Origin of the sequence: uncultured Photobacterium sp. (genome assembly GCF_947039875.1) — a bacterium.
Taxonomy (GTDB): domain Bacteria; phylum Pseudomonadota; class Gammaproteobacteria; order Enterobacterales; family Vibrionaceae; genus Photobacterium.
Window position 1 is genome coordinate 1 of the sequence record NZ_CAMRAN010000055.1, and the last position, 24,778, is coordinate 24,778.

Consider the following 24,778-nt stretch of genomic DNA (forward strand, 5'->3'; position numbering starts at 1 on the left):
TAATGATTCATTCTCTTTACTCTAATAAAGAGATTTTTTTACGTGAATTGATTTCCAATGCATCTGATGCTGCTGATAAATTACGTTTTAAGGCCTTGTCTCAAACAGCGCTTTACGGTAACGATGCTGATTTATGTGTAAAACTGTCAGTTAACAAGGAAGCGGGTACATTAACCATTAGCGATAATGGTATTGGTATGACGCGTGAACAAGCGATTGAGCATTTAGGGACTATTGCTAAATCAGGAACTAAAGAATTTTTTGCTCAACTAAATGAAGATGAAACCAAAGATTCACAACTGATTGGTCAGTTTGGTGTTGGTTTCTATTCAGCATTTATTGTTGCTGATAATGTTACAGTCAATACTCGTAGTGCTGAAGTGAATGCCGAAGAAGGCGTAAGCTGGACATCAGCAGGTGAAGGTGATTACAGCATCGAAACCATCACTAAAACGACCCGTGGTACTGATATCATTTTACATTTGCGTGCTGATGAACAAGAGTTCTTAGAAGAGCACCGCTTACGTGAGATCGTTGGTAAATATTCTGATCACATTGGTATTCCTGTCTTTATTCAAACAGAAGAACAAGATGAAGAAGGCAAGGTTACTGGAACAAAATGGGATCAAATTAACAAAGCGCAGGCACTGTGGACGCGTAATAAGTCTGATATCAGCGATGAAGAGTACAAAGAGTTTTACAACCACGTCGCTCATGATTATGCCGAACCATTAGCATGGAGCCATAACCGTGTTGAAGGTAAGCAAGATTACACTAGCTTACTATACATTCCATCAAAAGCACCATGGGACTTAAATAATCGTGATGGTCAGCATGGTCTTAAATTGTATGTGCAACGTGTCTTCGTTATGGATGATGCACAGCAGTTTATGCCAACGTACTTACGTTTTGTGCGCGGCTTAATTGATTCAAATGATTTACCACTAAACGTATCTCGTGAAATTCTACAAGATAACAAAGTAACTCAAGCACTACGTAAAGCATGTACTAAACGTGTGTTACAAATGCTTGAGCGTATGGCGAAAAACGAGCCAGAGCAATACCAATCATTCTGGAAAGAGTTTGGCCAGGTGCTAAAAGAAGGCTTGGCTGAAGACTTTAGCAGCCGCGATAAGATTGCAACGTTGCTACGTTTCTCATCAACAGAGAATGATACAGCAGAGCAAACGGTTTCATTAGCCGATTATCTTGGTCGCATGAAAGACGGTCAGGATAAAATTTATTACCTAACTGCAGATAACTTCAATGCGGCGAAACACAGCCCACACCTTGAGCAATTCCGTGCGAAAGGCTTAGAAGTTATTTTGATGTACGATCGTATTGATGAATACCTAATGGGTCACTTACCTGAATTTGAAGGTAAAAAGTTCCAAGCGATCACCAAATCTGATCTTGATTTATCTTCATTTGATAATGCAGAAGAAAAAGAAAAGCAGAAAGAAGCAGAAAAAGAATTCACATCTGTGACTGAGCGCACCAAAACATACCTTGGTGAGCGCGTTAAAGAAGTACGCCCAACATTTAAACTGCATGATACGCCAGCGGTAATGGTGACAGATGAAAATGAAATGGGCACGCAAATGGCGAAATTGCTTGCAGCAGCAGGTCATGAAGCACCAGAAGTGCAGTACATCTTTGAGTTAAATCCAGAGCATAGCTTAGTGAAGCAAATGGCGGATGAAGCTGACGAAGAAGTCTTTGGCCGTTGGGTTGAGTTCTTGTTTGGTGAAGCAATGCTTGCTGAGCGTGGCACAATGGACGATCCTTCACAGTTCTTAGCTGCCGTAAACAAATTGTTGGTTAAATAATCAATTAACCAATCAAAATCACAGACTATTCTGATAAATCATTCAATCGTAGCTTGGCCATAGTGCCAAGCTTGCGACTGAGCGTTAATCAGTGTATTTTCAGTTTTTTGCAAATCTCCACTCTATTTTAAAGGGGAACACAATGCGCATTATCCTTCTGGGTGCTCCAGGTGCAGGTAAAGGTACTCAAGCTCAATTCATCATGGAAAAATTTGGTATTCCTCAAATTTCTACTGGTGATATGTTACGTGCAGCAATCAAAGCGGGCACTGAACTAGGTAAGCAAGCAAAATCAGTGATCGATGCAGGTCAACTTGTATCTGACGATATCATCCTTGGTCTTGTTAAAGAGCGTATCACCGCAGAAGATTGTGCAAAAGGTTTCCTACTGGATGGTTTCCCTCGCACAATTCCTCAAGCTGATGGTCTTAAAGAAAATGGCGTTGTTGTAGATTACGTTATTGAATTTGACGTTGCTGACGATGTGATCGTTGAGCGTATGGCGGGTCGTCGTGCTCACCTTGCTTCAGGTCGTACTTACCATGCTGTTTACAACCCACCAAAGGTTGAAGGTAAAGATGACATAACAGGTGAAGATCTTGTTATCCGTGAAGATGACAAAGAAGAAACTGTTCGTGCACGTCTAACGGTATACCATAACCAAACTGCACCACTTATCGAGTACTACGGTAAAGAAGCAGCGGCTGGTAACACTAAGTACCTTAAATTCGATGGTACTTTACCTGTTGCTGAAGTAAGCGCACAGCTTGAGAAAGCACTAGCATAAATAACATTGTTGATTAGCTACTATTTATCATAGCTAATAACGATGTAAATAAACGGGCTTACCAATTGGTAATGCTCGTTTTTTTTGGTTTTAATATACGGGTGTTATAAGATGTTATAACAAAATTGCATATTTTCTGTTACTTAAATGTATGCATGAGAGGCTGGAAGTAAGCCATTTTCAGTGATGAGTAAAGATAAAGGATAAATACCAATGACAATAAATAATAACTACGGGGTATTACTGGTTAATCTTGGTACTCCTGATGCACCAACAACTGTTGGCGTGAAACGGTTTTTAGCTGAATTTTTGCATGATAAGCGAGTGGTGGATATGACGCGTTGGCTATGGTGTCCTATTCTGCATGGCATTATTTTACCAATACGTTCACCTAAAGTGGCTAAATTATATCAATCAGTATGGATGGATGATGGATCACCGCTAATGGTGTATTCACGTCGTCAGCAACAAGCCCTACAACAAAAGCTCAATGTTCCGGTTGCATTAGGGATGACTTATGGTGAGCCGAGTATTCAATCAGGCTTGCAGCAATTAAAGCAACAAGGGTGCAAACAAATACTTGTGTTGCCGCTATACCCTCAATATTCAGCGACGACAACAGCTGCGGTTTTTGATCGTGTTGCTAAAGAGTTGAAAACCGTGTCTGAACTACCCGAATTACGGTTTGTGAACCATTATTATGATCACCCTGATTATATTGCTGCGTTAGCTCAATCTGTTGAAAAAGTTTGGGCAGAGAAAGGACAACCAGATTATTTATTATGTTCTTATCATGGCATTCCCCAACGTTATGCAGATAATGGCGACCCATACCCAGATCATTGCCATCAAACAACCGTGTTACTTGCTCAGTCGCTTGATATGGCGCGAGAAAAAATGAGCATGAGCTATCAATCTATTTTTGGGCGTGAAGAATGGTTAAAACCGTATACTGAAGCGACGATTCGATCGTTAGCAGAAAAAGGCATTCAACGGTTAGATGTAATGTGCCCGGCTTTTTCTGTTGATTGCCTTGAAACATTAGAAGAAATAGCTGAGCAGTGTAGAGAAGTATTTATTGAGGCTGGTGGCAAAGAGTTTAATTTGATCCCATGCTTAAATGATAATCCAGCTCATATAGCAATGATGGAAAGCTTGGTTAAACAGCATACACAAGGATGGTAATGCCGACAGCAATAGGAAAACCATTCCCTCGACGATAACGTTTGCGTTATTATTTATGGCTATTATTCGTAAAACCTATGATAGCTTTTGCTTTTATGTACCAAATTCTGTGATAGAATTCGCAAAATTTACAACTTGACAGCCCATTAACATGAAATTTCCAGGCCAACGAAAATCTAAGCATTATTTCCCTGTACATGCTCGCGATCCACTTCTAAGTCAAACGAAGATAGAGAAGCGTTTAACACGTACTCATGTTGTGGGTATCGATCAGACATTGGTTGATATTGAAGCCTACGTTGATGATGAATTTCTGGAACGTTATGAGCTAAGTAAAGGCCATTCTTTAGTTATTACTGATGAAAAAGCTGAAGCGCTTTACCATGAGCTAAAAGAAAATAATCTTGTGACTCATGAGTTCGCTGGCGGTACGATCGGTAATACTCTACATAACTATTCAGTATTAGCCGATGACAAATCTGTATTATTAGGTGTAATGAGTAAAGACATTGAAATTGGTAGCTATGCTTACCGTTATCTTTGTAACACCTCTAGCCGTATGGATATGAACTATTTACAACCTGTAGATGGTCCTATTGGCCGTTGTTTTGCGCTGATTTCTAAAGATGGTGAGCGTACCTTCGCAATTAACGAAGGTCGAATGAACCAACTAAAGCCTGATAGTATTCCTGAGTGCGTATTTGAAAACGCATCGGCTTTAGTACTGACCGCTTATCTTGTTCGTTGTAAGCCAGGTGACCCAATGCCAGCGGCAACAATGAAAGCAATTGAGTACGCGAAAAAATATGATGTGCCTGTTGTATTAACATTGGGTACTAAATTCGTTATTCAAGATGATCCACAGTGGTGGCGTGATTTCTTACGTGATCATGTTACTGTGGTTGCAATGAATGAAGACGAAGGCGAAGCATTAACTGGCGAGTCAGATCCTCTTGTTGCGGCAGATAAAACTCTTGAGTGGGTTGATCTTGTACTATGTACTGCGGGCCCTGTTGGGTTATACACTGCGGGTTATACTGAAGAGTCAGCAAAACGTGAAACTGCGTTGCCACTATTGCCCGGTGATATTGCTGAATTTAACCGTTACGAATTTAGTCGTCCAATGATTAAAGCAACGTGTGAAAATCCAACTAAGGTTTATTCACATATCGCTCCATATATGGGTGGCCCAGAGCGTATTAAAAATACTAACGGTGCTGGTGATGGCGCATTATCTGCGTTATTACATGATATGTCTGCTAACCGTTACCATAAAGAAAACGTGCCAAATTCAAGTAAGCATCAGTATTCTTTCCTGACCTACTCATCATTTTCACAAGTTTGCTTGTATGCAAACCGTGTAAGTTATGAAGTATTAGCCCAGTATTCACCTCGTCTTTCTCGTGGCTTACCTGAGCGTGAAGATAGCCTAGAAGAAGCTTACTGGGAACGTTAATAACACATTGTTATTAATTAAAAAAAACCGCCATTTTTGATGGCGGTTTTTTTATGCGGTAAATTTATTTATTTTGTGTAAGCTTGGTTATGAACAGCGGCAATCGCACGACCTGATGGATCGGCAGCATTTTTAAAGCTTTCATCCCACTCAATTGCTTTGGCACTAGAACAAGCAATAGATGGACCACCAGGAACACATTTAGCTGCGCTTTCTAATGGGAATAGTTCCTCAAAAATTTCACGGTAAACATAACCTTCTTTTGTTGTTGGCGTGTTATACGGGAAACGGAACGCAGCAGTAGCTAATTGCTGATCGGTGACTTTAGCTGCAGCGACTTCTTTAAGGCTATCAATCCAGCCATAGCCGACACCGTCTGAAAACTGCTCTTTTTGACGCCATGCAACAGATTCTGGAAGGTAGTGCTCAAAACACTCACGAACAATGTGTTTTTCCATTTTGCCGTTGCCACACATTTTATCTTGAGGATTAATGCGCATTGCAACATCAAGGAATTCTTTATCCAAGAACGGTACTCGTGCTTCGATGCCCCATGCTGCCATTGATTTGTTCGCTCGTGCACAGTCAAACATATTAAGCGCTAACAGTTTACGCACTGTCTCTTCATGGAATTCTTTTGCGTTAGGCGCTTTATGAAAATATAAATAACCACCAAAGATTTCATCAGCACCTTCTCCTGAAAGTACCATTTTAATACCCATTGCACGGATCTTACGTGACATCAGATACATAGGGGTTGATGCACGGATCGTGGTGACATCATAGGTTTCAATGTGATAAATCACATCACGAATAGCATCTAACCCTTCTTGAACAGTATAGGTTAATTCATGGTGAACCGTACCAATCGCATCTGCTACAATTTTCGCTGCTTTTAGATCGGGAGCACCTTCAAGGCCGATAGCAAAGGAGTGCAATGTTGGCCACCATGCTTGTGACTGCTCATCATCTTCAATACGTTTAGCTGCAAATTTTTTTGTGATAGCAGAAATAACGGATGAATCTAAACCACCAGACAGTAATACACCATAAGGTACATCTGTCATTAGTTGGCGTTTAACCGCATTTTCAAGCGCATCGGTTAATGCCACTTTGTCTGTTTTAGCGTCTTTAACTGCATCAAATTCCATCCAGTCACGTTTGTAGTAACGAACTGGCTCACCTTTTTTACTCCAAAGGTAAGTACCTGGAGGAAATTCACTGATTGTTTTACACACAGGTACCAGCGCTTTCATTTCTGATGCAACATAGAAGTTACCATGTTCATCATAGCCTTGATAAAGTGGAATGATGCCAATATGGTCACGGCCAATAAGGTAAGCTTCTTCTTGCTCATCATAAAGAATAAAGGCAAAGATTCCGTTGAGGTAATCTAACAGCTCTGGGCCTTTTTCTTTATAAAGCGCTAAAATAATTTCACAATCAGATTCTGTTTGGAATGGGTAATTAGGTGCAAATTCAGCACGCAGTTCTTTATGGTTATAGATTTCACCATTTACTGCAAGTACATGACTTTTATCTGTATTATATAGCGGTTGCTCGCCACTATTAAGGTCAACGATAGCTAAACGCTCATGAACTAGAATCGCATTGTCTGAGGCATAAATACCTGACCAATCAGGGCCGCGGTGGCGCATTTTTTTTGATAGCTCAAGAGCTGTTGTACGAAGTACCGATGAGTCGCTCTTGATGTCAAGAATGCCGAATACTGAACACATAATAATATTACTCCAAACGTTCTATTTTTATTATCCATAATTGATAGAAAATATATCATGTAGCTAATAAGTTATCATTATGATAATTGATGTTGATGCCACATCTCTTTTCTCGTTGATTGTTAAAATCACGTATTCGTTAATAAATTACAACCATTTATTGTAATTATATTTAATTAAAGCGTTGCTGCTGAATATTATCTATTTAAAATTCATTTTTCTGAATATTTTCTATTTTGTGATGGTTTTTTAATTAAAAAAATAAACAATGGTGGTGCCATTGTTTATTTTTCATTGCGAAATATCTAACTTTTAAGGCGTTTGGAGGGGAGGTATCTGAGGTTGAAGGTGATCACAGACATCACGAGCAAAACCGCTACCTGCTTCGCTGTAAATATTAAAGGCAGCATCAATTCCTTGCTGATGTAATTGAGTCTCTTCATCACTGTATTTGGCTATAGCTGCTATTTTCCCTTGGAAATCACGACTTTTTAGCTGATCTAATGCATAGATATTTGCCGGGCCATTTGGCATCGCTAATAAAATAAGTTCAATATGATGGCTCTTGATAACCCGTTCCCAAAAATCGGGGTCAGTGGCATCACTATGAATGACATTACGCTGTTGCTGGCGGTGTAATTCTACTGATTCACGCCGAGTCTCAACACCAATAATCTGTTGTCCATACCGACTTTCTAACTCGTCATAGGCCCCAGAGCCGATACGCCCCATGCCTAGAATAAGAATACTGGCATTGCCTAAATCGATCAGTTTGTCGTTACAATTTAATCGATCAGGATCAAATTCTTTTAGTCGCTTAGCCGCTTCAGTATAGAGTTTATGACTCATACTGTTCAGTGGGGCTGCCAATAAAAATGATAAGGAGACGGCGATAGCCATAGCCACTAAAAATGTACCCGGTAATAACCCCATTTTATAGGCGACACCACCCACAATAAGGCCAAATTCACTGTAATTAAATAAGGTTAACGTGGCTAGCATTGAGGTTCGTACACGGTAGCGACATAAATGGAATACCGCGTAATAAAGGATGCCTTTAAGAGGTAATAGCAGCATTAGTACCAGTGCCATTAACATACCATTAACGGTAGGGGATTCTGCGAGACCAATATTTAAAAAGAAGCACACCAAGAGGAGTTCTTTAAAATTAAACAATGATTTAGCCATCTCTGATGCTTTAGGATGACCAGCCATTAGCATGCCTAATATCAAGGCTCCTAAATCTGGTTTCATACCGACAATTTCAAATAAACCTGCGCCTGCAACCAGTGCGAGTATAACCGCATACAAGACTAATATTTCACCGTGTCCAGCTTTATCGAGGATGCGATATAACAATGGACGTAGTAAGGGCAGGGCAAACAAACCAAGTGCAGTAATATCTGGGATTTTACCGCTGGATATAGTGAGAAAGAGTACTGCAAAAATATCCTGCATAACTAGGATACCAATCGCGACGGTACCATATTTAGCGTTCAGTTCGCCTTTATCTTGTAGCAGTTTGACGGCAAAAACAGTACTAGAAAATGATAATGCAAAGCCAATCAGTACTAATTGACTTAGTGCCATCTCGGCAAACATTGTCAGTCCTAATTGTTTTAGTACTAACAGAAATAGCGTAAACAAGGCGGTAGATAATAGATTGTGTATGGTTGCGCCGCCCCATACTTCTTTGTTAAGTAAAGTTTTTATGTCAAGTTTTAGGCCAATGGTAAATAACAATAATGTCACACCAAGATCGGCTAACGTTGTCAGTGCTGGTGTCGGTTGAAAACCAAAACTATTAAGCGTAAAGCCAGCGACTAAAAAGCCAACTAAAGGGGGGAATTTACAACGAAGGGCAATAAAACCGGCCAGAAAAGCCGCGCTAATATACAGTAGCTCCATATCTTAGACTACATCCTTGCAAGTAGTGTGCGGAAATATAATTGGCAACAATAATAGCATTAGGGGGGTTAATCATTTGAGATTAATCCCCCTTTTTTGTGATGGTGGTTTGATAAGAACGATGGTTATTCGTTCTTATGAATGGGGATCGCGGCGACTTAATCTTCGAGTAGGCGCTGTAGCAGTACACCATTGAGCATTGCGCGTTTAATCATAGAGAAAGCACCTATGGTCGGTTGGTTATATAACTCTGATGCGACAATCGGTAAATCATGATTAAAAGCAGATAATGATTGGTTTTCAACACAACGGCGTATTGCTGGTAATACAATAGCTTGTGCTTGAGTAATATTACCCGCCAAAATGATTTTTTGAGGATTGAATAAATTAATGGTCATTGCTAAAGCTTTACCAAGATGGTGGCCGACTTTCAGTAATGCTTGAATAGCCAGTTCATCACCATTGTTAGCCGCGTCACAAATGGCAGGCATAGTGACCTCTTCCAAGTCTTGTAAACTACTTGGGTAGCCTTGGCTGAGTAGGTTTTTGACATGCATAATGACCGCAGGATCAGAGGCCACCGTTTCTAAGCAGCCAAAATTACCGCATTGGCATTTATCGCCTAAAGGATCAATTTGAATATGACCAATTTCACCGACATTTCGGTTTTGTCCAAGAAATACCTGACCATTAACGATAATACCAGCACCAGTACCGTTATGCATACTAACTAAGATTGAATCTTGGCAATCACGGCTAGCACCAAAGAAGTGTTCTGCCAGTGCTAAGCCTCTAACATCATTGCCAACAAAGGTAATAATATTGAATGTTTTTTGAAGAGTATGCGCCAGTTCAAAGTCATGAACTTTAATATTTGGCATGTAAGTAACGGTGCCAGTTTCTGGGTTAACAAGCCCTGGAAGAATAATGCCAAATGCCACTAATTCTTTCATTACATTCTGATTGTTATCAATAAATTCTTGAAGATATTTGATGAGACCTTCGGCTAATACATCTTGGTCAGAATATAAAAATGGGTAGGCCGCACCAGTAATATGTTTACCACTGAGGTCATAAAGGGTTATTTCAATATTGTTACGGCCAATACGTACTGCGATAGAGTGAAAATCAGCTGATTCTGTTGTCAGCGATATAGCTCTTCTTCCTCCCGTTGATGCCTGTTGAGCGACTTCTTTTATTAAGCCGCGCTCCAGTAATTGACGGGTGATTTTAGTGACACTTGCAGGCGCGAGGTGACTAATATCAGCAACCTGAATGCGAGAGATGGGGCCTTGCAAGTCGATAAGTCGGTATACTGCAGCGCTATTTAGCTGCTTGACCAGATCAACATTACCAATTTGTCCGCCTGTCATAATTTAGTTCTGCTCGTAATTAGCGTTAATAATTATCGCCTGAAGATGATTATGATGATGAGTTATCGTGATCGTCTTTTATCAAAGCGCTACCTAATATACGACACGGTTTTAATTACTTTTGATGATTATTCGTGTCGAATTGTTTGATGTATCGTATTTTTCAATACATTGACTAACACTGTAATATACTTTCTTATGAGTAAAAATAAAGCAATCGTTGTTGATGCTTGCTTGGGCTGTGGCATTGGTCACTAAAATACGAAAAACGAGCCATATGGAAGGAATATATCGCTAACAAGAGAATTGTAAACCATAACTGTATTGTCAATAGTAACAATTATTCTTTTTTGTGTTTAATTTCAATGGGGAAAGTAAAACGCCGTCAAGGTGGCGGCGCTTATTCAATATCTGGTAACGATGAACAATAAATGTTATTTCGCACCTAAAAATGACATTGTTATTAGATTAGATGTGTGTCAGGTTTTCAGCTTCTAACTCTTGGAAGTACTTAACTGTTTTTACTTTAAGTTCTTGAGTTGATGGCTCATCACAAATGATCATTGATTTAGGGTGAAGCTGCAATGCTGATATTGTCCATAGGTGGTTAACACACCCTTCAACTGCGGCTTGTAATGCTTGTGCCTTGTTGTGACCAGTGATCAGAATCATAACTTCTTCAGAATCTAATAGTGTACCCACACCAATAGTTAATGAGTACTTAGGTACTTGGTTAATATCACCATCAAAGAAACGAGAATTCGCAATGCGTGTTTCGTGCGTAAGCGTCTTGATACGCGTACGAGAAGCGAGTGATGACGCAGGTTCGTTGAATGCGATGTGGCCGTCGTTGCCCACGCCACCCATGAACAAATTGATGCGGCCATAGGTTTTGATTTTGTCTTCGTAACGTTGACATTCAGCTTCGTGATCTGCGGTATTACCATCAAGTAAGTTGATGTTTTGTTCTTGCATATCAACATGGTTAAAGAAGTTGTTATACATGAAGTTACGGTATGATTCAGGGTGATCAGCCGCCATGCCAACATATTCATCCATGTTGAATGTCACAACGTTTTTAAAGCTTACTTCACCAGCTTGGTATAGTTCAATCAAACGCTGGTATGTCGGAAGTGGTGTACCACCTGTTGGTAGACCTAGCACAAATGGACGCTCAGCTGTTGGTTGGAATTTATTAATGCGGTCAGCAATGTAGCGAGCAGACCATAAACCAACATCTTTAGCGTTATTAAGCGGGATTAGTCTCACGTTGACACCTCGTTGAAGATAGTTAAAACAGGAAAAATCTTAGCGGCATAGCGCCTTTGTTTCGAATGATAAAATAAGTTTTATGATCGAGCTAGCAAAATCACTCTGTTCTGTCTTCGGTCGGTGATTGAGATCACAAATGATGATGTTTTAATTTGCGGAGCGAAATAAAATTCATAAACTGCAAAGGACAAAAAAGAGATAGCAAAAAAAAGCTATCACTATCGCATCTAAGAAAACCATAGGGGGAACTAAGGGTGAATATTCTTGGATATTTTCAAAAAGTAGGTAAAGCACTAATGGTGCCAGTTGCAGTACTTCCTGCAGCGGCAATTTTGATGGGTATTGGTTACTGGATTGACCCAACGGGTTGGGGTGCAAACTCTGCGTTGGCGGCTTTCTTAATCAAAGCAGGCTCAGCAATTATCGATAACATGTCAGTGTTGTTTGCAATTGGTGTTGCTTACGGTATGTCTAAAGATAAAGATGGCGCAGCAGCACTTTCTGGTTTTGTAGGCTTCCTAGTTGTTACAACATTACTTGCACCTGGTGCAGTAGCACAAATCCAAGGTATTGACGTAAATGCTGTTCCTGCTGCGTTTTCAAAAATCAATAACCAATTCGTAGGTATCCTTGTTGGTATCGTATCAGCAGAAATTTACAACCGTTTCTCTCACGTTGAATTGCACAAAGCATTGGCATTCTTCAGTGGTAAGCGTTTGATCCCAATTTTAACCTCTGTTGCTGGTATCGTTATCGCAGGCGTACTGATGTATGTTTGGCCTTCAATCTACAATGGCCTTGTACATTTTGGTGAAAGTATTCAAGGTCTAGGCGCTGCTGGTGCTGGTATCTATGCATTCTTTAACCGTCTATTGATTCCAGTTGGTCTTCACCACGCACTGAACTCAGTATTCTGGTTTGATGTTGCAGGTATTAACGATATTCCTAACTTCTTGAGCGGTAAAGGTACTCCTGGCGTTACTGGTATGTACCAGGCTGGTTTCTTCCCTATCATGATGTTTGGTTTACCAGGTGCTGCACTTGCTATGTACCAAACAGCGAAAGCAAAAAATAAAGAGCGTGTTGCTTCATTATTTATTGCTGCTGGTTTTGCATCATTCTTTACTGGTGTTACTGAGCCGCTAGAATTTGCATTTATGTTCCTTGCGCCACCACTATATGTTATCCACGCAGCGTTGACTGGTATCTCTGTATACATCGCAGCATCAATGCACTGGATTGCTGGTTTCGGCTTCTCAGCAGGCCTAGTTGACCTATTCTTGTCAACCCGTAACCCATTAGCTGTTCAATGGTACATGTTGATTCTTCAAGGTATTGTATTCTTCGGTCTATACTACTTTATCTTCCGCACCGTTATTCTTAAGTTCAACCTTAAGACACCGGGCCGTGAAGATGACGAAGAAGAAACTTCATCAGTACGTGGTTCAGCTGAAACAGGTGAGTTAGCGAAGCAATATTTAAAAGCGCTTGGCGGTCACGGTAACCTAGAGAACATTGATGCTTGTATCACTCGTCTACGTCTTACACTAAAAGACAGTAGCCTAGCTGATGAGAAAACATTAAAAGCACTAGGTGCAATGGGTGTGGTTAAACTAGGTTCAAACAACCTACAAGTTATTCTTGGCCCTCTAGCTGAAATCGTTGCTGGAGAAATGAAAAAGATTCCAGCATCAGAAGATCTATCAGCAGTAAAACTTCCATAATTATTTAAATTCTTAAGTAATTAAGCGACACACGAAATACCGCAACATCTTTAATTAGACCGGTCCTGATATTTTAATTGTAAGATATCAAGACCGGCATTTTGAGTACCCAACGTTTGGGCTCTATATAGATTTTCCCTTCATTTAAAGGGATATCGGGAGAAAGGAATATTTCATGACTATTAAACTTACAGCGTTAGCATCTTTCATTGCACTAGCAGTAACTGGTTGTGCAACTCAAGCAAATGATGATGAAAAGGTTGTTAAAAATTTAGCAAATAACCTTGATGTTACTTATGAAATGGTTACTCAACACGGTGCAGAAGAAGGTCTACAGTGTAAGACGCTAGGCGCAGAGTGGGCATCTTGTGATCTAATTAATTTAACGCTAGAAAATAATGGTCCAGCAGTTACGGGGACTGATTGGAAAATTTATTTCAGCAGCATTCGCCAAATTCTTGAAGTGCAAAACGACCAATTTAAAGTTACACACGTAACCGGTGATCTTCATACGCTAGAGCCAACTGAAAAGTTTGATGGTTTTGCTGAAGGCGAGAAGGTTGTTATTCCTTACATTGGCGAATACTGGACACTATTTGAAAACGACTACATGCCTCGTGCATACGTGATCTCTGGCGATGCTGCGCCACAAACCATTAAGAGCACTGATTCAGCTAATCCTGCTGATTACCTAGTACCGCTTAAAGGTGACCAATTTAAACGAGTTAAGGCCGACAATAACGTGCTGGCAACTGCAGAAACACGTTTTGAGAAAAACCAAGATATCAACGTGTTAGCAACAGAAGAAGTGGCAGCAACCATTGTTCCTACGCCATTAAGCACTAAGCTAACAGGTAATACTGTTTCACTAACAAACGGTATTAAAATTAGTAACTTCACACTACCTGCCGATATGATGGCGGCTGTGAATGAGCGTCTTGACGTATTAGGTGTGAATACTAAAGGCCAATACTCAGTAAAAGTAAGTCGTCTACCTAGCTCATTTACTAAAGATCAACAAATTGCTGGCGCTTACAAGTTAGATGTAACACCAACAGGTGCAACGGTTATTGGTTTTGATGACCAAGGCGCATTCTATGGTATGCAGTCATTGATCTCTCTAATGAGTACGGGGGCTAAAAACAGTATTCCTACATTAGAAGTTATTGATGCACCGCGCTTTGATTACCGTGGTGTGATGGTTGATGTGGGTCGTAACTTCCACTCTAAAGCTGTGATTCTTCGTACGCTAGACCAAATGGCTGCGTACAAAATGAACAAATTCCACTTCCATTTATCTGATGATGAAGGTTGGCGTGTAGAGATTCCTGGTTTGCCTGAGCTAACAGAGATCGGTGGCAAGCGTTGTCATGATTTGTCTGAGACTTCATGTCTACTACCACAACTCGGTTCAGGTCCAACATCAGATAATGATGGCTCTGGTTACTACAGCAAGCAAGATTACTTAGATATTCTAAAATACGCGAAAGCACGTGGTATTGAAGTTATTCCTGAAATCGATATGCCAGCGCACGCTCGTGCAGCCGTAGTTGCAATGGAAGCGCGTTACAATCGTCTTGCTGCTGAAGGCAAGATGGATGAAGCAAACGAATACCGCTTGATGGATCCAAAAGATACGTCAAACGTAACCACAGTACAGTTCTACGATAAGCGTAGTTTCATCAATCCATGTATGGATTCTTCGGTAAAGTTTGTTGATAAAGTTATTTCTGAACTTCAAGCAATGCACAAAGAAGCGGGTATGCCGTTAAATACATGGCACTTTGGTGGTGATGAAGCGAAAAACATTAAGTTAAACGCTGGTTTCCAAGACATTAATGCTGCCGATAAGACGGCTTGGACTGGTTCTATTGACCAATCTAAGCAAGATAAGCCGTACCAGAAGTCACCAATGTGTCAGAAGTTAGTGGCTGATGGTGTAGTAAGTGATTACGATCACCTACCAAGTCACTTTGCTGAGAAAATCAGTGAAGTGGTTAATGGTAAGGGCATTGAAAATTTCCAAGCATGGCAAGATGGCTTGAAGTATTCAAAAGATTCAAAAGCGTTTGGTACTGATAACGTACGTGTAAACTTCTGGGATGTTTTATACTGGGGCGGCGGCGCATCAGCTTATGAGTGGGCTGATAAAGGCTACGATGTTGTAGTATCAAACCCTGATTATGTTTACATGGATATGCCATATGAAGTCGATCCATCAGAGCGTGGTTACTACTGGGCAACACGTGCAACAGATACCCGTAAGATGTTTGGTTTTGCGCCAGAGAACTTACCACAAAATGCTGAAACATCACTTGACCGTGATGGCAATGGCTTTACAAGTAAAGGTACTGTGAAATCAAAAGGTTTCCATGGTCTGTCTGCTCAGCTTTGGAGTGAGACAGTAGGCAATGATAAGCAGTATGAATACATGGTTTTCCCTCGTGTATTAGCTGCTGCTGAGCGTGCATGGCATAAAGGTGAGTGGGAAAATGAATACCAAGTTGGTGTTGAATATTCTCAAGATTCTAACCATGTAAACAAGAAAGCACTTCACAATGAATGGCAGCGTTTTGCTAACGTATTAGGTCAACGTGAACTTGCGAAACTTGATGCTGCGGGTATTCAATACCGAGTACCTGTACCTGGCGCTAAGATCGAAAACGGTAAACTTGCGATGAACGTAAGCATGCCTGGTCTGACACTACAGTACTCAACGGATGCAGGTAAAACATGGAACACTTATGATGCGAAAGCACAACCAAGTGTGACTGGTAAAGTTGAAATCCGCGCTGTAAGTGGTAACGGTAAACGTTTCAGTCGTGTTACATCACTGTAATCGACTAACAACAATGTAAGCTCAGATCATTATATGATCGTCTTATAGCCGACGATGGGATGACCATCGTCGGCTTTTTATTGCGCGTTATTAATTAAAATCACAACTATTGTTTGTTATAACTGCGTTTTTGATTTTTTGCATAGCGGCATTGAGGTATAGTGTAAAGTCATAGTTCATATTGATGAACTGTACATAATTCTCAATCCTGTAAGTACACGAGGTGTAATAGATGAGTGAATCTGAAGCTCGTCCAACGAACTTTATCCGTCAAATTATTGATACGGATTTAGCAAGTGGCAAACATACAAGCATACATACCCGATTCCCGCCAGAACCAAATGGTTATCTGCATATCGGTCATGCGAAATCTATTTGTTTGAACTTCGGTATTGCTCAGGACTATCAGGGTCAATGTAACTTACGTTTCGATGACACCAACCCTGAGAAAGAAGACATCGAATATGTTGAGTCTATTAAAAACGATGTTAACTGGTTAGGCTTTGAGTGGAGTGGTGAGATTTGTTATTCATCAAACTACTTTGATCAGCTTCACGGGTTTGCCATTGAATTAATTAATAAAGGCTTAGCGTATGTTGATGAGCTAAGTCCTGAGCAAATGCGTGAATACCGCGGTACGTTAACGCAAGCGGGTAAACATAGTCCTTACCGCGATCGTAGTGTCGAGGAAAACTTAGCCTTGTTCGAGAAAATGAAGAACGGCGAAGTTGAAGAAGGCAAAATGTGTCTACGTGCGAAAATCGACATGGCATCACCGTTCATGGTTATGCGTGATCCGGTTCTTTACCGTGTGCGTTTTGCAAATCACCACCAGACGGGTGATAAGTGGTGCATTTACCCAATGTACGACTTCACGCATTGTATTTCTGACGCGCTAGAAGGCATTACGCATTCTATTTGTACGCTTGAGTTCATGGATAACCGTCGTTTATACGATTGGGTTCTTGAAAATATCACTATTGATTGCACACCACATCAGTATGAGTTTAGTCGTCTAAACCTTGAATATACTGTGATGTCTAAGCGTAAGCTAAACCAACTTGTGACCGATAAACTTGTTAACGGTTGGGATGATCCACGTATGCCAACAATTTCTGGTTTACGTCGTCGTGGCTTTACACCGGGCTCTATGCGTGAATTCTGTAAGCGTATTGGTGTGACTAAGCAAGATAACACTATTGAGATTAGCTCACTAGAATCTTGTATTCGTGATGATCTTAATGAAAATGCACCACGTGCAATGGCGGTTCTAGATCCTGTTAAAGTCGTGATTGAAAACTTTGATGGTGAGTCTGAAACATTAATGGTTGCTAATCACCCGAATAAACCAGAAATGGGTACGCGTGAAGTGCCATTTAGCCGTGAACTTTACATTGAGCGTGAAGACTTCCGCGAAGAAGCGAACAAGAAGTATAAGCGTTTAGTATTAGGTAAAGAAGTACGTCTACGTGGTGCATACGTGATTCAAGCTGAGCGTATTGAAAAAGACGCTGAAGGTAATATCACGACTATTTATTGTACTTACGATAAAGACACGCTAGGTAAAAACCCAGCTGACGGTCGTAAAGTGAAAGGTGTTATTCACTGGGTATCTGCACAAGCAGGTATTCCAGCAGAAATTCGTTTATACGATCGTCTATTTACTGTGCCAAACCCAGGTGCTGCAGAAGATTTCGTATCAGTGATTAACCCTGAATCGCTAACGGTATTGCACGGTTTTGTTGAGCCAGCATTGGTTGCAGCAGAAGCTGAAAAAGCATACCAGTTTGAGCGTATGGGCTATTTCTGTGCTGATAATAAAGATTCAACTGTAGATCACCTAGTATTTAACCGTACTGTAGGTCTACGTGATACTTGGGCAAAAATTGGTGACTAATTAGTCGTTGATGTTTGCTAAAAAGCGCCTATTTCAGTTATGGAATAGGCGCTTTTTTATGTCGTAAGGGTGTCAATTATTTACTTGAGGCAATGATATTTTGAGTAATGTCACCGGCTAATTCATTATTAACAATATTAAATTTTATCAGCTTTTGTGATTGCTGAATCGCTTTAACGTCGTAGTTAAATTGGGCGTAAATATTTCCCCATTGATAACGAATAAATGTTTGGCCTGATTGTAAATGGGTATTGATTGTATATTCAGTGGCATAGCCTGCCATTTTGCCATTAACTGGGCGGTTTGGTGCATCGTGAGGAATACGGAACACGGTAGAATCTAGCTTAAGAATGCCATTTATAATGCTGGTTGGTTGTTTTAAGTGCTTTGAAAAGTATGTGGCATGAACAAAACGATCTTCAGGATTTGTATTACCCCCCGTTCCTAAGTTTGTTTGGCTCCATTGCGCATTTTGTTCTCCCCAACCACGTGCTGAGCGTTGAATATTTGCAAGGTGTTGAGCATAACCTGGTTGATTTGTCATTACGGTGTATTGTTTACCATGCCAAATTTGTGGTTTGCCATCGCGCCATTCAATAATTGCACTATCACCGGTTGGATCTTGAACTGAAATATGAAGTGCAATCCGTACTGGAATGCCTTTGATAAGCTCTTCAATCGGTGGTGTATCTTTGATGGTTGCTACTAATTCATTAACGTCTTTATATTGTGATAATAGGTGACGTAAGTACGTTATTGCTCCTGCTTTTTGTTGTGGGTCTGATTTACCTAAATCCATCTCTGCATCATAAAGAATATTTCCGCTTAATCCTTGTGAATTAATACCATCTATAACAATGCCATAGGCGGTTATTCCGGTAACGGCATATTTAGCATTAACATTGTTTAATTGACTTAAATGGGTGGAATATTCAGAGCCTTGAGGGAAATTGACTAATGTCGGTTGGGTTGATTCTGACCAGTCCATGGTACGAGCAACAAAGGTACCTTGATCTTGAGTTTGCCATAAAACACGAGTGCAGGCATTGGCAACCGATGACATTGAGCCTAAAGATAAAGCTGTGATTAGAGCGACAGTTAATGAATTCGATTTCATGATTAATTCCCTATATAAGTAACTAACTGATATATATATGTAATTAACCATTGTTTGTCACGCAATCAATTGTAACGTTATTTGAATCGTGATGTGGGTCGCGACAAAAATTGAGTGATAAAAAAACCAGTGATAGTGATCACTGGTTATTAAGGCGAAAATAACTAGTCATTGTTATTTTTCATCATGCAACGTTTCATCTGCATTACAGTCGCCATCTATGCAGTGACCATAAAGGTATAAGCTGTGGTTTGTTAAACGAACATTGAAGCGCGCCGCGATGTCTTTTTGGCGTTGCTCAATCATTTCGTCTGAAAATTCAATTACTTTGCCACAATCAAGACAAACAAGGTGGTCATGATGATGTTGAGTGGCTAGTTCAAATACTGATTTACCACCTTCAAAGTGGTGACGAGTTACAATGCCTGCATCATCAAATTGGTTAAGGACACGGTAAACGGTCGCAAGGCCAATTTCTTCACCGATATCGATGAGTTTTTTATACAGGTCTTCAGCACTGATGTGTTGGCAATCAGGTTGTTGAAGCACTTCTAAAATCTTAAGACGAGGAAGTGTTACTTTAAGACCTGCTTGCTTTAGCGCGTGATTATTATCTGACATCCGATTTTCCTGTTGGCTAGCTGCAAAAATGTTGCAGTAGTCTTTCTCATATAGATTCATTATAAGTGACGCAACGATAACAATAAACCTTAAAAGGTCAGTTATCTAGCAGAAGTGTTACTTTTATTTTTCTTGCTGGCTTGTAAAGTAAATGTAAATAAATGTCTCATCATACCCGTTTATATAGAGTGTTGTCTTGTTTATTACTATCCGGTAGTTGTGGTTAAACTTATGGTTTTTATTTTTAGCGTTTAGCCATTGAATGAGCGAATTGATAACATTTTGTTATAGATGATTGTCATTGAAATTATAGGGGGGAGGTATACGTCGCGGGATGTTATTGTCTGAAGCAATGGAATATTAGATTAAAATAAAAAACGCGCTATTAGAGCGCGTTCTTATTGGATTGCTGTAAGTGATTAATCTGCAAGTTCAGCAAGGCACATTTCATCAAAGATTTGATTAACCCATTGCTCAACACGTGATGCTGTTAACTCTGGTTGACGGTCTTCATCAATACATAAACCAACAAAGTTTGCATCATCAACTAATGCTTTTGATGCTTCAAATTCATAGCCAGCAGTTGAGAAATTACCAACAATTGTGCCGCCTTTGCTTTCAACGATGTCACGTACAGTGCCCATCGCATCACAAAAGTATTCTGCGTAATCTTCTTGGTCACCACAACCAAAGATTGCAACAAGTTTAGTTGAAAAATCAACTTGCTCAAGCTCTGGGAAAAAGTCATCCCAATCACACTGTGGTTCACCATAATACCAAGTAGGGATACCCAGTAGTATCAGATCAAAGTTGTCGATATCTTCTTTACTACTTTTCGCGATATCTTTTACTTCAACTAGCTTGCTACCTAGTTGCTTCTGAATCATTTTAGCGACAGCTTCGGTGTTACCTGTGTCGCTACCAAAGAAGAGTCCAACGCTCGCCATAGTAGATATTACCCATATTAAATTGTTAACTGCTTTTGGGCAGTTTACCGAAATCAGTATAAACGACACAATGATAATTACTTTTTGATGGCGATTTGATGTTTTTTCGCCCAAATATCATCATTGTTTATTGTAGCCCATCATCATAAAGGCATAATAGCTCGTAGTTAATGACGTTAGCTACTCTAGAGCAGAAGATAGCAATAGGCCTAATTGGCTGCTATCGAACAATTATATCACAGTAGAGTAAGGGATTTAATAGTTAGACCTGTAGTCTACTGTGGTTAACCATCAATTATAATGGTGTATTATTTAAGTTTATTAGTCTAAAAATTGATTAATAATTCGATTAACCGTTTCAGATTTTTCTGCGTGAAGCCAATGACCTGTATTGGCAACTATATGCGCTTTGGCGTTTGGAAACTGTGTCATAATCGCATCTCGGTATTGAGGCTCAATATAATCAGAGAGTTGACCTTTGATAAATAAAGTTTTACCTGTGAATGGTTGCGAAGCTGGGTGCCAGTCCATGATTGTGGCGTAATTAGCAATTAAGCCTTCAATATTAAATCGCCATTGGTAACCTGTTTCTGTTTTTACTAACGATTTTAATAAAAACTGTCGTACGCCAGCATCATTGATAAAGCGTGCTAAATACTGTTCTGCTTCACTGCGTTTAGTGATTAAATGACGATTAACTTCACGTAAGCCATCAAATACATTTTGATGACGGTGGCCTTGATAGGCGACGGGAGCCATATCGAGAACAACGAGGTGATTGATGCGTTCAGGAACTAATGCCGATAGTGCCATTGCAACTTTGCCGCCCATTGAGTGCCCAATAACATCAAATTGATCAATAGTTAAATGATCAAGCGTATCAATAATGTCTTGTGCAAGATCTTGATAGCTAAATTGGTCACTATGAGGAGATAAGCCATGGTTACGAAGATCGACGCTGATCACGTGATAATGATGTTTTAATTCTCGGGCTAAAAGACCAAGATTATCTGCGCTGCCGAACAAACCATGGATCAAAACGATCGTTTTACCCTTGCCCTCAGCACGAAAATGAAGATTCACTGGCTATTTTCTCTAGTTAGGTGTGGTATTTACCATAGAGTATAACCTCGGATCAGGCTATAATCGTACCCAGAATTTTAAATGGAATGATAATGAATAATACCATGAAGACTATTGAGGTAGACGAAGAGCTATATCGTTATATCGCTAGCCAAACTCAACATATTGGTGAAAGCGCTTCTGATATTTTACGTCGCTTGCTTATGGTGCCAGAAGAGCAATTGCAGCAACCTGCAGTTGTGATGCCTGTTCGTCCTAAAGGCATTGTTGTGAGCAGAGATGCTGGTAATGAGCCGACCATAGATCGCGTTAAAGAAATGCGTACTGTGTTAATTTCAGATGAATTTGCGGCACAAGAAAAAGCCATTGGCCGTTTTATGCTGATCTTATCTTCTCTTTATCGTCTTGATGCTGACGGTTTCGCTGAAGCAGCGGCAATTAAAGGACGTACACGCGTCTATTTTGCCCATGATGAAGAAACATTACTCGCCAGTGGTAAAACGACCAAGCCAAAAGCTATTCCAACTACCCCATTTTGGGTAATCACAAATACTAATACCGACCGAAAGCGTCAGATGATAGACCAATTAATGACTAAAATGGGCTTTGGTTCTGATATTATTGATAAAATTTGTGGTGAGATATAATCACGATTGAGTTTTTACAAGGATAAAATAATGGCAATCCACCCTCGTGCGGGTCAACGCGCTCAGCAAGAAGATATGCATAATATTCCAGCACTTGTTGCTAATTATTTTCTTATTGAGCCAAATATTGCTGATCCGCTACAAAAGGTAGCATTTGGTACTTCTGGACATCGTGGTACTGCTGATAAAGGTACTTTTAATCAGCATCACATTTGGGCTATTGCTCAAGCAATCGCTGAAGTTCGTTTAGCAAATGGTTTAACTGGACCGCTATTTTTAGGTAAAGATACTCATGCTTTATCTGAGCCTGCGTTTACATCAACATTAGAAGTGTTGGTAGCGAATAATGTGCAAGTTGTGGTACAAGAAGGGTTAGGTTACACACCAACCCCTGGCATTTCTCATGCTATTCTTTGCCATAATAAAGCATATGCCGATAAAGCTGATGGCATTGTCATTACTCCATCGCATAATCCACCACAAGATGGCGGTATTAAGTATAACCCTGTTCACGGTGGTCCAGCTGAAAGTGAGTTAACGACTGCTATTGAGCAACGTGCGAATGATATTATTGCGAATGGTATGGTTGACATAAAGCGTGTGTCAATTGCTGACGCTTTTGCTTCTGAACTTGTTGTACAACAAGATTTAGTGGCACCTTATATTGCTGATTTAGCAAGTGTTATTGATATTGAAGCAATTCAAAAAGCAAGCTTAAAGCTAGGTGTTGATCCACTTGGTGGTTCTGGTATCGAATACTGGCGTCAGATTGCTCAATATTATGCATTAGACCTAACGTTAGTAAATGAATCTATCGATCCATCGTTCCGATTCATGTCATTAGATAAAGACGGTGTTGTACGTATGGACTGTTCATCACCTTATGCTATGGCAGGTTTACTTGCTTATAAAGATAATTATGATTTAGCGTTTGGTAATGACCCTGATTACGATCGTCATGGTATCGTAACACCTGCTGGTTTGATGAATCCTAATCATTACCTTGCCGTTTGTATCGATTATTTATTCCGTCACCGTAGTGAGTGGAGTAAAGATGTTGCTGTTGGTAAAACATTAGTATCAAGTGCATTAATTGACCGTGTTGTTGCAGCACTAGGTCGCGAATTAGTTGAAGTGCCTGTTGGTTTTAAATGGTTTGTTGATGGCTTATACAATGGTACTTTGGGCTTTGGCGGCGAAGAAAGTGCGGGAGCTTCTTTCTTACGTAAAGATGGTACGCCTTGGTCAACCGATAAAGACGGTATTCTTTTGTGTCTACTTGCTGCAGAAATTACAGCGGTAACAGGTAAGAACCCACAACAATACTACGATGAACTTGCTGCTAAATTTGGTAGTTCAGAATATGCACGCTTACAAGCTGTTGCTAATAAAGAACAAAAAGCAGTGTTGAGCAAGTTATCTCCAGAAATGGTTGCTGCTGAAACATTGGCAGGTGAACCTATTCTTGCTCGCTTAACACATGCTCCAGGTAATGGTGCAGCGATTGGTGGCTTAAAAGTAACCACGGAAAATGGTTGGTTTGCTGCTCGCCCATCAGGTACAGAAGATATCTACAAAATTTATTGTGAAAGCTTTAAAGGTAAAGAGCATCTAGCTCTTATCGAAAAAGAAGCACAAGATATCGTAAGTAAAGTCTTCAGTGATGCTGGTTTATAATAACTTAGCGCAATAACGGATAATACATTCGAAAAAACGCCTTAATTACTCTTTTTTATTGAAAAGAGTATTAGGGCGTTTTTTTATAGCTCGCGATTATGCCGAGGCCAATGATTTGGCACAATAAACCACACGTTGTCATTACTATCGACAGCTTGAGTAGGGACAGTAAGGTTAGCAATATTAAGTGTTGTAGTTAATTGTGAAAAGAGGGGGGGTGTTATCCATTGACGCTTTTCTAATGCGCGTAGCGTCAGCGCCGATGCTTGTGAACAATAACACCAACGGCCTTTGAGGCTGGTGGGATTTATTACCATAGAGGAGCCTGATTGATGAGTATCTGGCCATGCATCAAATAAGCGGCCTTGCATAATTAAGCGGCGTTGGGTGGGAATTGAATAATCAAGGTGTTCAAAGGCTGGGTGCGCGGTAAGTTGCAGCTGATGATCCTGCATTCTATTTGTTTTTTTATCTAAATTATCATTAGCGTTTGGGCCTGGCCATTGATGCTGGAAGCGTAAATAAAATTTGATAGCCACTTCCCAATGTTCAATTTCATCACTGCAATGGTTATGAACTAAAAAATCAATGGCCCCGACGGTTTGACGCTGCCACTGTAATTGAATTTCTTCGCCAATTAGGCTGTAATCGGGATGATGAATGATTAATTGTTGCCA

18 protein-coding genes are annotated in these 24,778 nt (G+C 40.2%); 9 read left to right on the forward strand and 9 right to left on the reverse strand.

The genetic code is table 11. The features are described 5' to 3' along the window. The 4 genes from htpG to Q0V26_RS15555 all read left to right on the forward strand — a co-directional run. On the forward strand, nt 1–1,829 hold a 1,829-nt coding region (gene htpG, locus Q0V26_RS15540; RefSeq protein ID WP_297483509.1), incomplete at its 5' end, for a molecular chaperone HtpG. 142 nt (nt 1,830–1,971) lie between these two features. Next, a complete protein-coding gene (adk, locus tag Q0V26_RS15545) occupies nt 1,972–2,616 on the forward strand; it encodes an adenylate kinase (protein WP_297483511.1) in 645 nt (214 codons plus the stop codon). 213 nt (nt 2,617–2,829) lie between these two features. After that, nucleotides 2,830–3,801 (forward strand): ferrochelatase, encoded by a 972-nt coding sequence (gene hemH / locus Q0V26_RS15550; RefSeq protein WP_297483513.1) that lies wholly within the window; start codon nt 2,830–2,832, stop codon nt 3,799–3,801. Between the two features lie 151 nt (nt 3,802–3,952). Further along, nucleotides 3,953–5,257 (forward strand): inosine/guanosine kinase, encoded by a 1,305-nt coding sequence (locus Q0V26_RS15555; RefSeq protein ID WP_297483515.1) that lies wholly within the window; start codon nt 3,953–3,955, stop codon nt 5,255–5,257. A 68-nt stretch (nt 5,258–5,325) separates the two neighbouring features. Here Q0V26_RS15555 and asnB read toward each other — a convergent pair whose 3' ends face one another. The 4 genes from asnB to nagB form a co-directional block, all read right to left on the reverse strand. Beyond that, nucleotides 5,326–6,996 carry an asparagine synthase B gene (gene asnB, locus Q0V26_RS15560; protein ID WP_297483516.1) on the reverse strand — a complete coding sequence of 557 codons (1,671 nt, stop codon included), beginning with the start codon at nt 6,994–6,996 and terminating at the stop codon, nt 5,326–5,328. Nucleotides 6,997–7,308: 312 nt separating this feature from the next. Beyond that, complete coding sequence (locus Q0V26_RS15565) at nt 7,309–8,904, reverse strand: cation:proton antiporter family protein (protein WP_297483518.1); 1,596 nt, start codon at nt 8,902–8,904, stop codon at nt 7,309–7,311. A 158-nt stretch (nt 8,905–9,062) separates the two neighbouring features. Continuing rightward, entirely contained in the window at nt 9,063–10,277 is a 1,215-nt protein-coding gene (locus Q0V26_RS15570) for an ROK family protein (RefSeq protein ID WP_297483520.1), read from the reverse strand. A gap of 468 nt (nt 10,278–10,745) precedes the next feature. Next, complete coding sequence (nagB, locus tag Q0V26_RS15575) at nt 10,746–11,546, reverse strand: glucosamine-6-phosphate deaminase (protein ID WP_297483522.1); 801 nt, start codon at nt 11,544–11,546, stop codon at nt 10,746–10,748. Nucleotides 11,547–11,803: 257 nt separating this feature from the next. Between nagB and nagE the strand changes: the two genes are divergently transcribed. The 3 genes from nagE to glnS all read left to right on the forward strand — a co-directional run bounded on the left by nagE (nt 11,804) and on the right by glnS (nt 18,009). After that, on the forward strand, nt 11,804–13,273 hold the full coding sequence (gene nagE / locus Q0V26_RS15580; RefSeq protein ID WP_297483524.1) for an N-acetylglucosamine-specific PTS transporter subunit IIBC: 1,470 nt from the start codon (nt 11,804–11,806) through the stop codon (nt 13,271–13,273). A 175-nt stretch (nt 13,274–13,448) separates the two neighbouring features. Next, entirely contained in the window at nt 13,449–16,112 is a 2,664-nt protein-coding gene (locus tag Q0V26_RS15585; RefSeq protein ID WP_297483526.1) for a beta-N-acetylhexosaminidase, read from the forward strand. A gap of 232 nt (nt 16,113–16,344) precedes the next feature. Further along, nucleotides 16,345–18,009 carry a glutamine--tRNA ligase gene (gene glnS, locus Q0V26_RS15590; RefSeq protein ID WP_297483528.1) on the forward strand — a complete coding sequence of 555 codons (1,665 nt, stop codon included), beginning with the start codon at nt 16,345–16,347 and terminating at the stop codon, nt 18,007–18,009. Between the two features lie 76 nt (nt 18,010–18,085). Here glnS and Q0V26_RS15595 read toward each other — a convergent pair whose 3' ends face one another. The 4 genes from Q0V26_RS15595 to Q0V26_RS15610 all read right to left on the reverse strand — a co-directional run bounded on the left by Q0V26_RS15595 (nt 18,086) and on the right by Q0V26_RS15610 (nt 21,777). After that, entirely contained in the window at nt 18,086–19,126 is a 1,041-nt protein-coding gene (locus tag Q0V26_RS15595; RefSeq protein ID WP_297483530.1) for a linear amide C-N hydrolase, read from the reverse strand. Between the two features lie 174 nt (nt 19,127–19,300). After that, a complete protein-coding gene (fur, locus tag Q0V26_RS15600; protein WP_065192670.1) occupies nt 19,301–19,747 on the reverse strand; it encodes a ferric iron uptake transcriptional regulator in 447 nt (148 codons plus the stop codon). A gap of 419 nt (nt 19,748–20,166) precedes the next feature. Further along, a complete protein-coding gene (gene fldA / locus Q0V26_RS15605; protein ID WP_297483533.1) occupies nt 20,167–20,694 on the reverse strand; it encodes a flavodoxin FldA in 528 nt (175 codons plus the stop codon). 321 nt (nt 20,695–21,015) lie between these two features. Then, nucleotides 21,016–21,777, reverse strand: coding sequence for an alpha/beta fold hydrolase (locus tag Q0V26_RS15610; protein WP_297483534.1), 762 nt, complete (start codon nt 21,775–21,777; stop codon nt 21,016–21,018). Nucleotides 21,778–21,881: 104 nt separating this feature from the next. Between Q0V26_RS15610 and seqA the strand changes: the two genes are divergently transcribed. Both seqA and pgm read left to right on the forward strand, forming a co-directional pair. After that, nucleotides 21,882–22,424 (forward strand): replication initiation negative regulator SeqA, encoded by a 543-nt coding sequence (gene seqA, locus Q0V26_RS15615; RefSeq protein WP_297483539.1) that lies wholly within the window; start codon nt 21,882–21,884, stop codon nt 22,422–22,424. Nucleotides 22,425–22,454: 30 nt separating this feature from the next. Then, nucleotides 22,455–24,101: a phosphoglucomutase (alpha-D-glucose-1,6-bisphosphate-dependent) gene (pgm, locus tag Q0V26_RS15620; protein ID WP_297483535.1), complete on the forward strand. Its 1,647-nt coding sequence runs from the start codon at nt 22,455–22,457 to the stop codon at nt 24,099–24,101. A gap of 83 nt (nt 24,102–24,184) precedes the next feature. Here pgm and Q0V26_RS15625 read toward each other — a convergent pair. Then, nucleotides 24,185–24,778: DUF1853 family protein (locus tag Q0V26_RS15625; RefSeq protein WP_297483537.1), on the reverse strand; the 594-nt coding region annotated here is incomplete at its 5' end.

Coding starts and splice junctions, on each gene's coding strand:
- adk (WP_297483511.1), top strand. CDS start 1,972: ATGCGCATTATCCTTCTGGGTGCTCCAGGTGCAGGTAAAGGTACTCAA.
- hemH (WP_297483513.1), top strand. CDS start 2,830: ATGACAATAAATAATAACTACGGGGTATTACTGGTTAATCTTGGTACT.
- Q0V26_RS15555 (WP_297483515.1), top strand. CDS start 3,953: ATGAAATTTCCAGGCCAACGAAAATCTAAGCATTATTTCCCTGTACAT.
- asnB (WP_297483516.1), bottom strand. CDS start 6,996: ATGTGTTCAGTATTCGGCATTCTTGACATCAAGAGCGACTCATCGGTA.
- Q0V26_RS15565 (WP_297483518.1), bottom strand. CDS start 8,904: ATGGAGCTACTGTATATTAGCGCGGCTTTTCTGGCCGGTTTTATTGCC.
- Q0V26_RS15570 (WP_297483520.1), bottom strand. CDS start 10,277: ATGACAGGCGGACAAATTGGTAATGTTGATCTGGTCAAGCAGCTAAAT.
- Q0V26_RS15585 (WP_297483526.1), top strand. CDS start 13,449: ATGACTATTAAACTTACAGCGTTAGCATCTTTCATTGCACTAGCAGTA.
- glnS (WP_297483528.1), top strand. CDS start 16,345: ATGAGTGAATCTGAAGCTCGTCCAACGAACTTTATCCGTCAAATTATT.
- Q0V26_RS15595 (WP_297483530.1), bottom strand. CDS start 19,126: ATGAAATCGAATTCATTAACTGTCGCTCTAATCACAGCTTTATCTTTA.
- fur (WP_065192670.1), bottom strand. CDS start 19,747: ATGTCAGATAATAATCACGCGCTAAAGCAAGCAGGTCTTAAAGTAACA.
- fldA (WP_297483533.1), bottom strand. CDS start 20,694: ATGGCGAGCGTTGGACTCTTCTTTGGTAGCGACACAGGTAACACCGAA.
- seqA (WP_297483539.1), top strand. CDS start 21,882: ATGAAGACTATTGAGGTAGACGAAGAGCTATATCGTTATATCGCTAGC.
- pgm (WP_297483535.1), top strand. CDS start 22,455: ATGGCAATCCACCCTCGTGCGGGTCAACGCGCTCAGCAAGAAGATATG.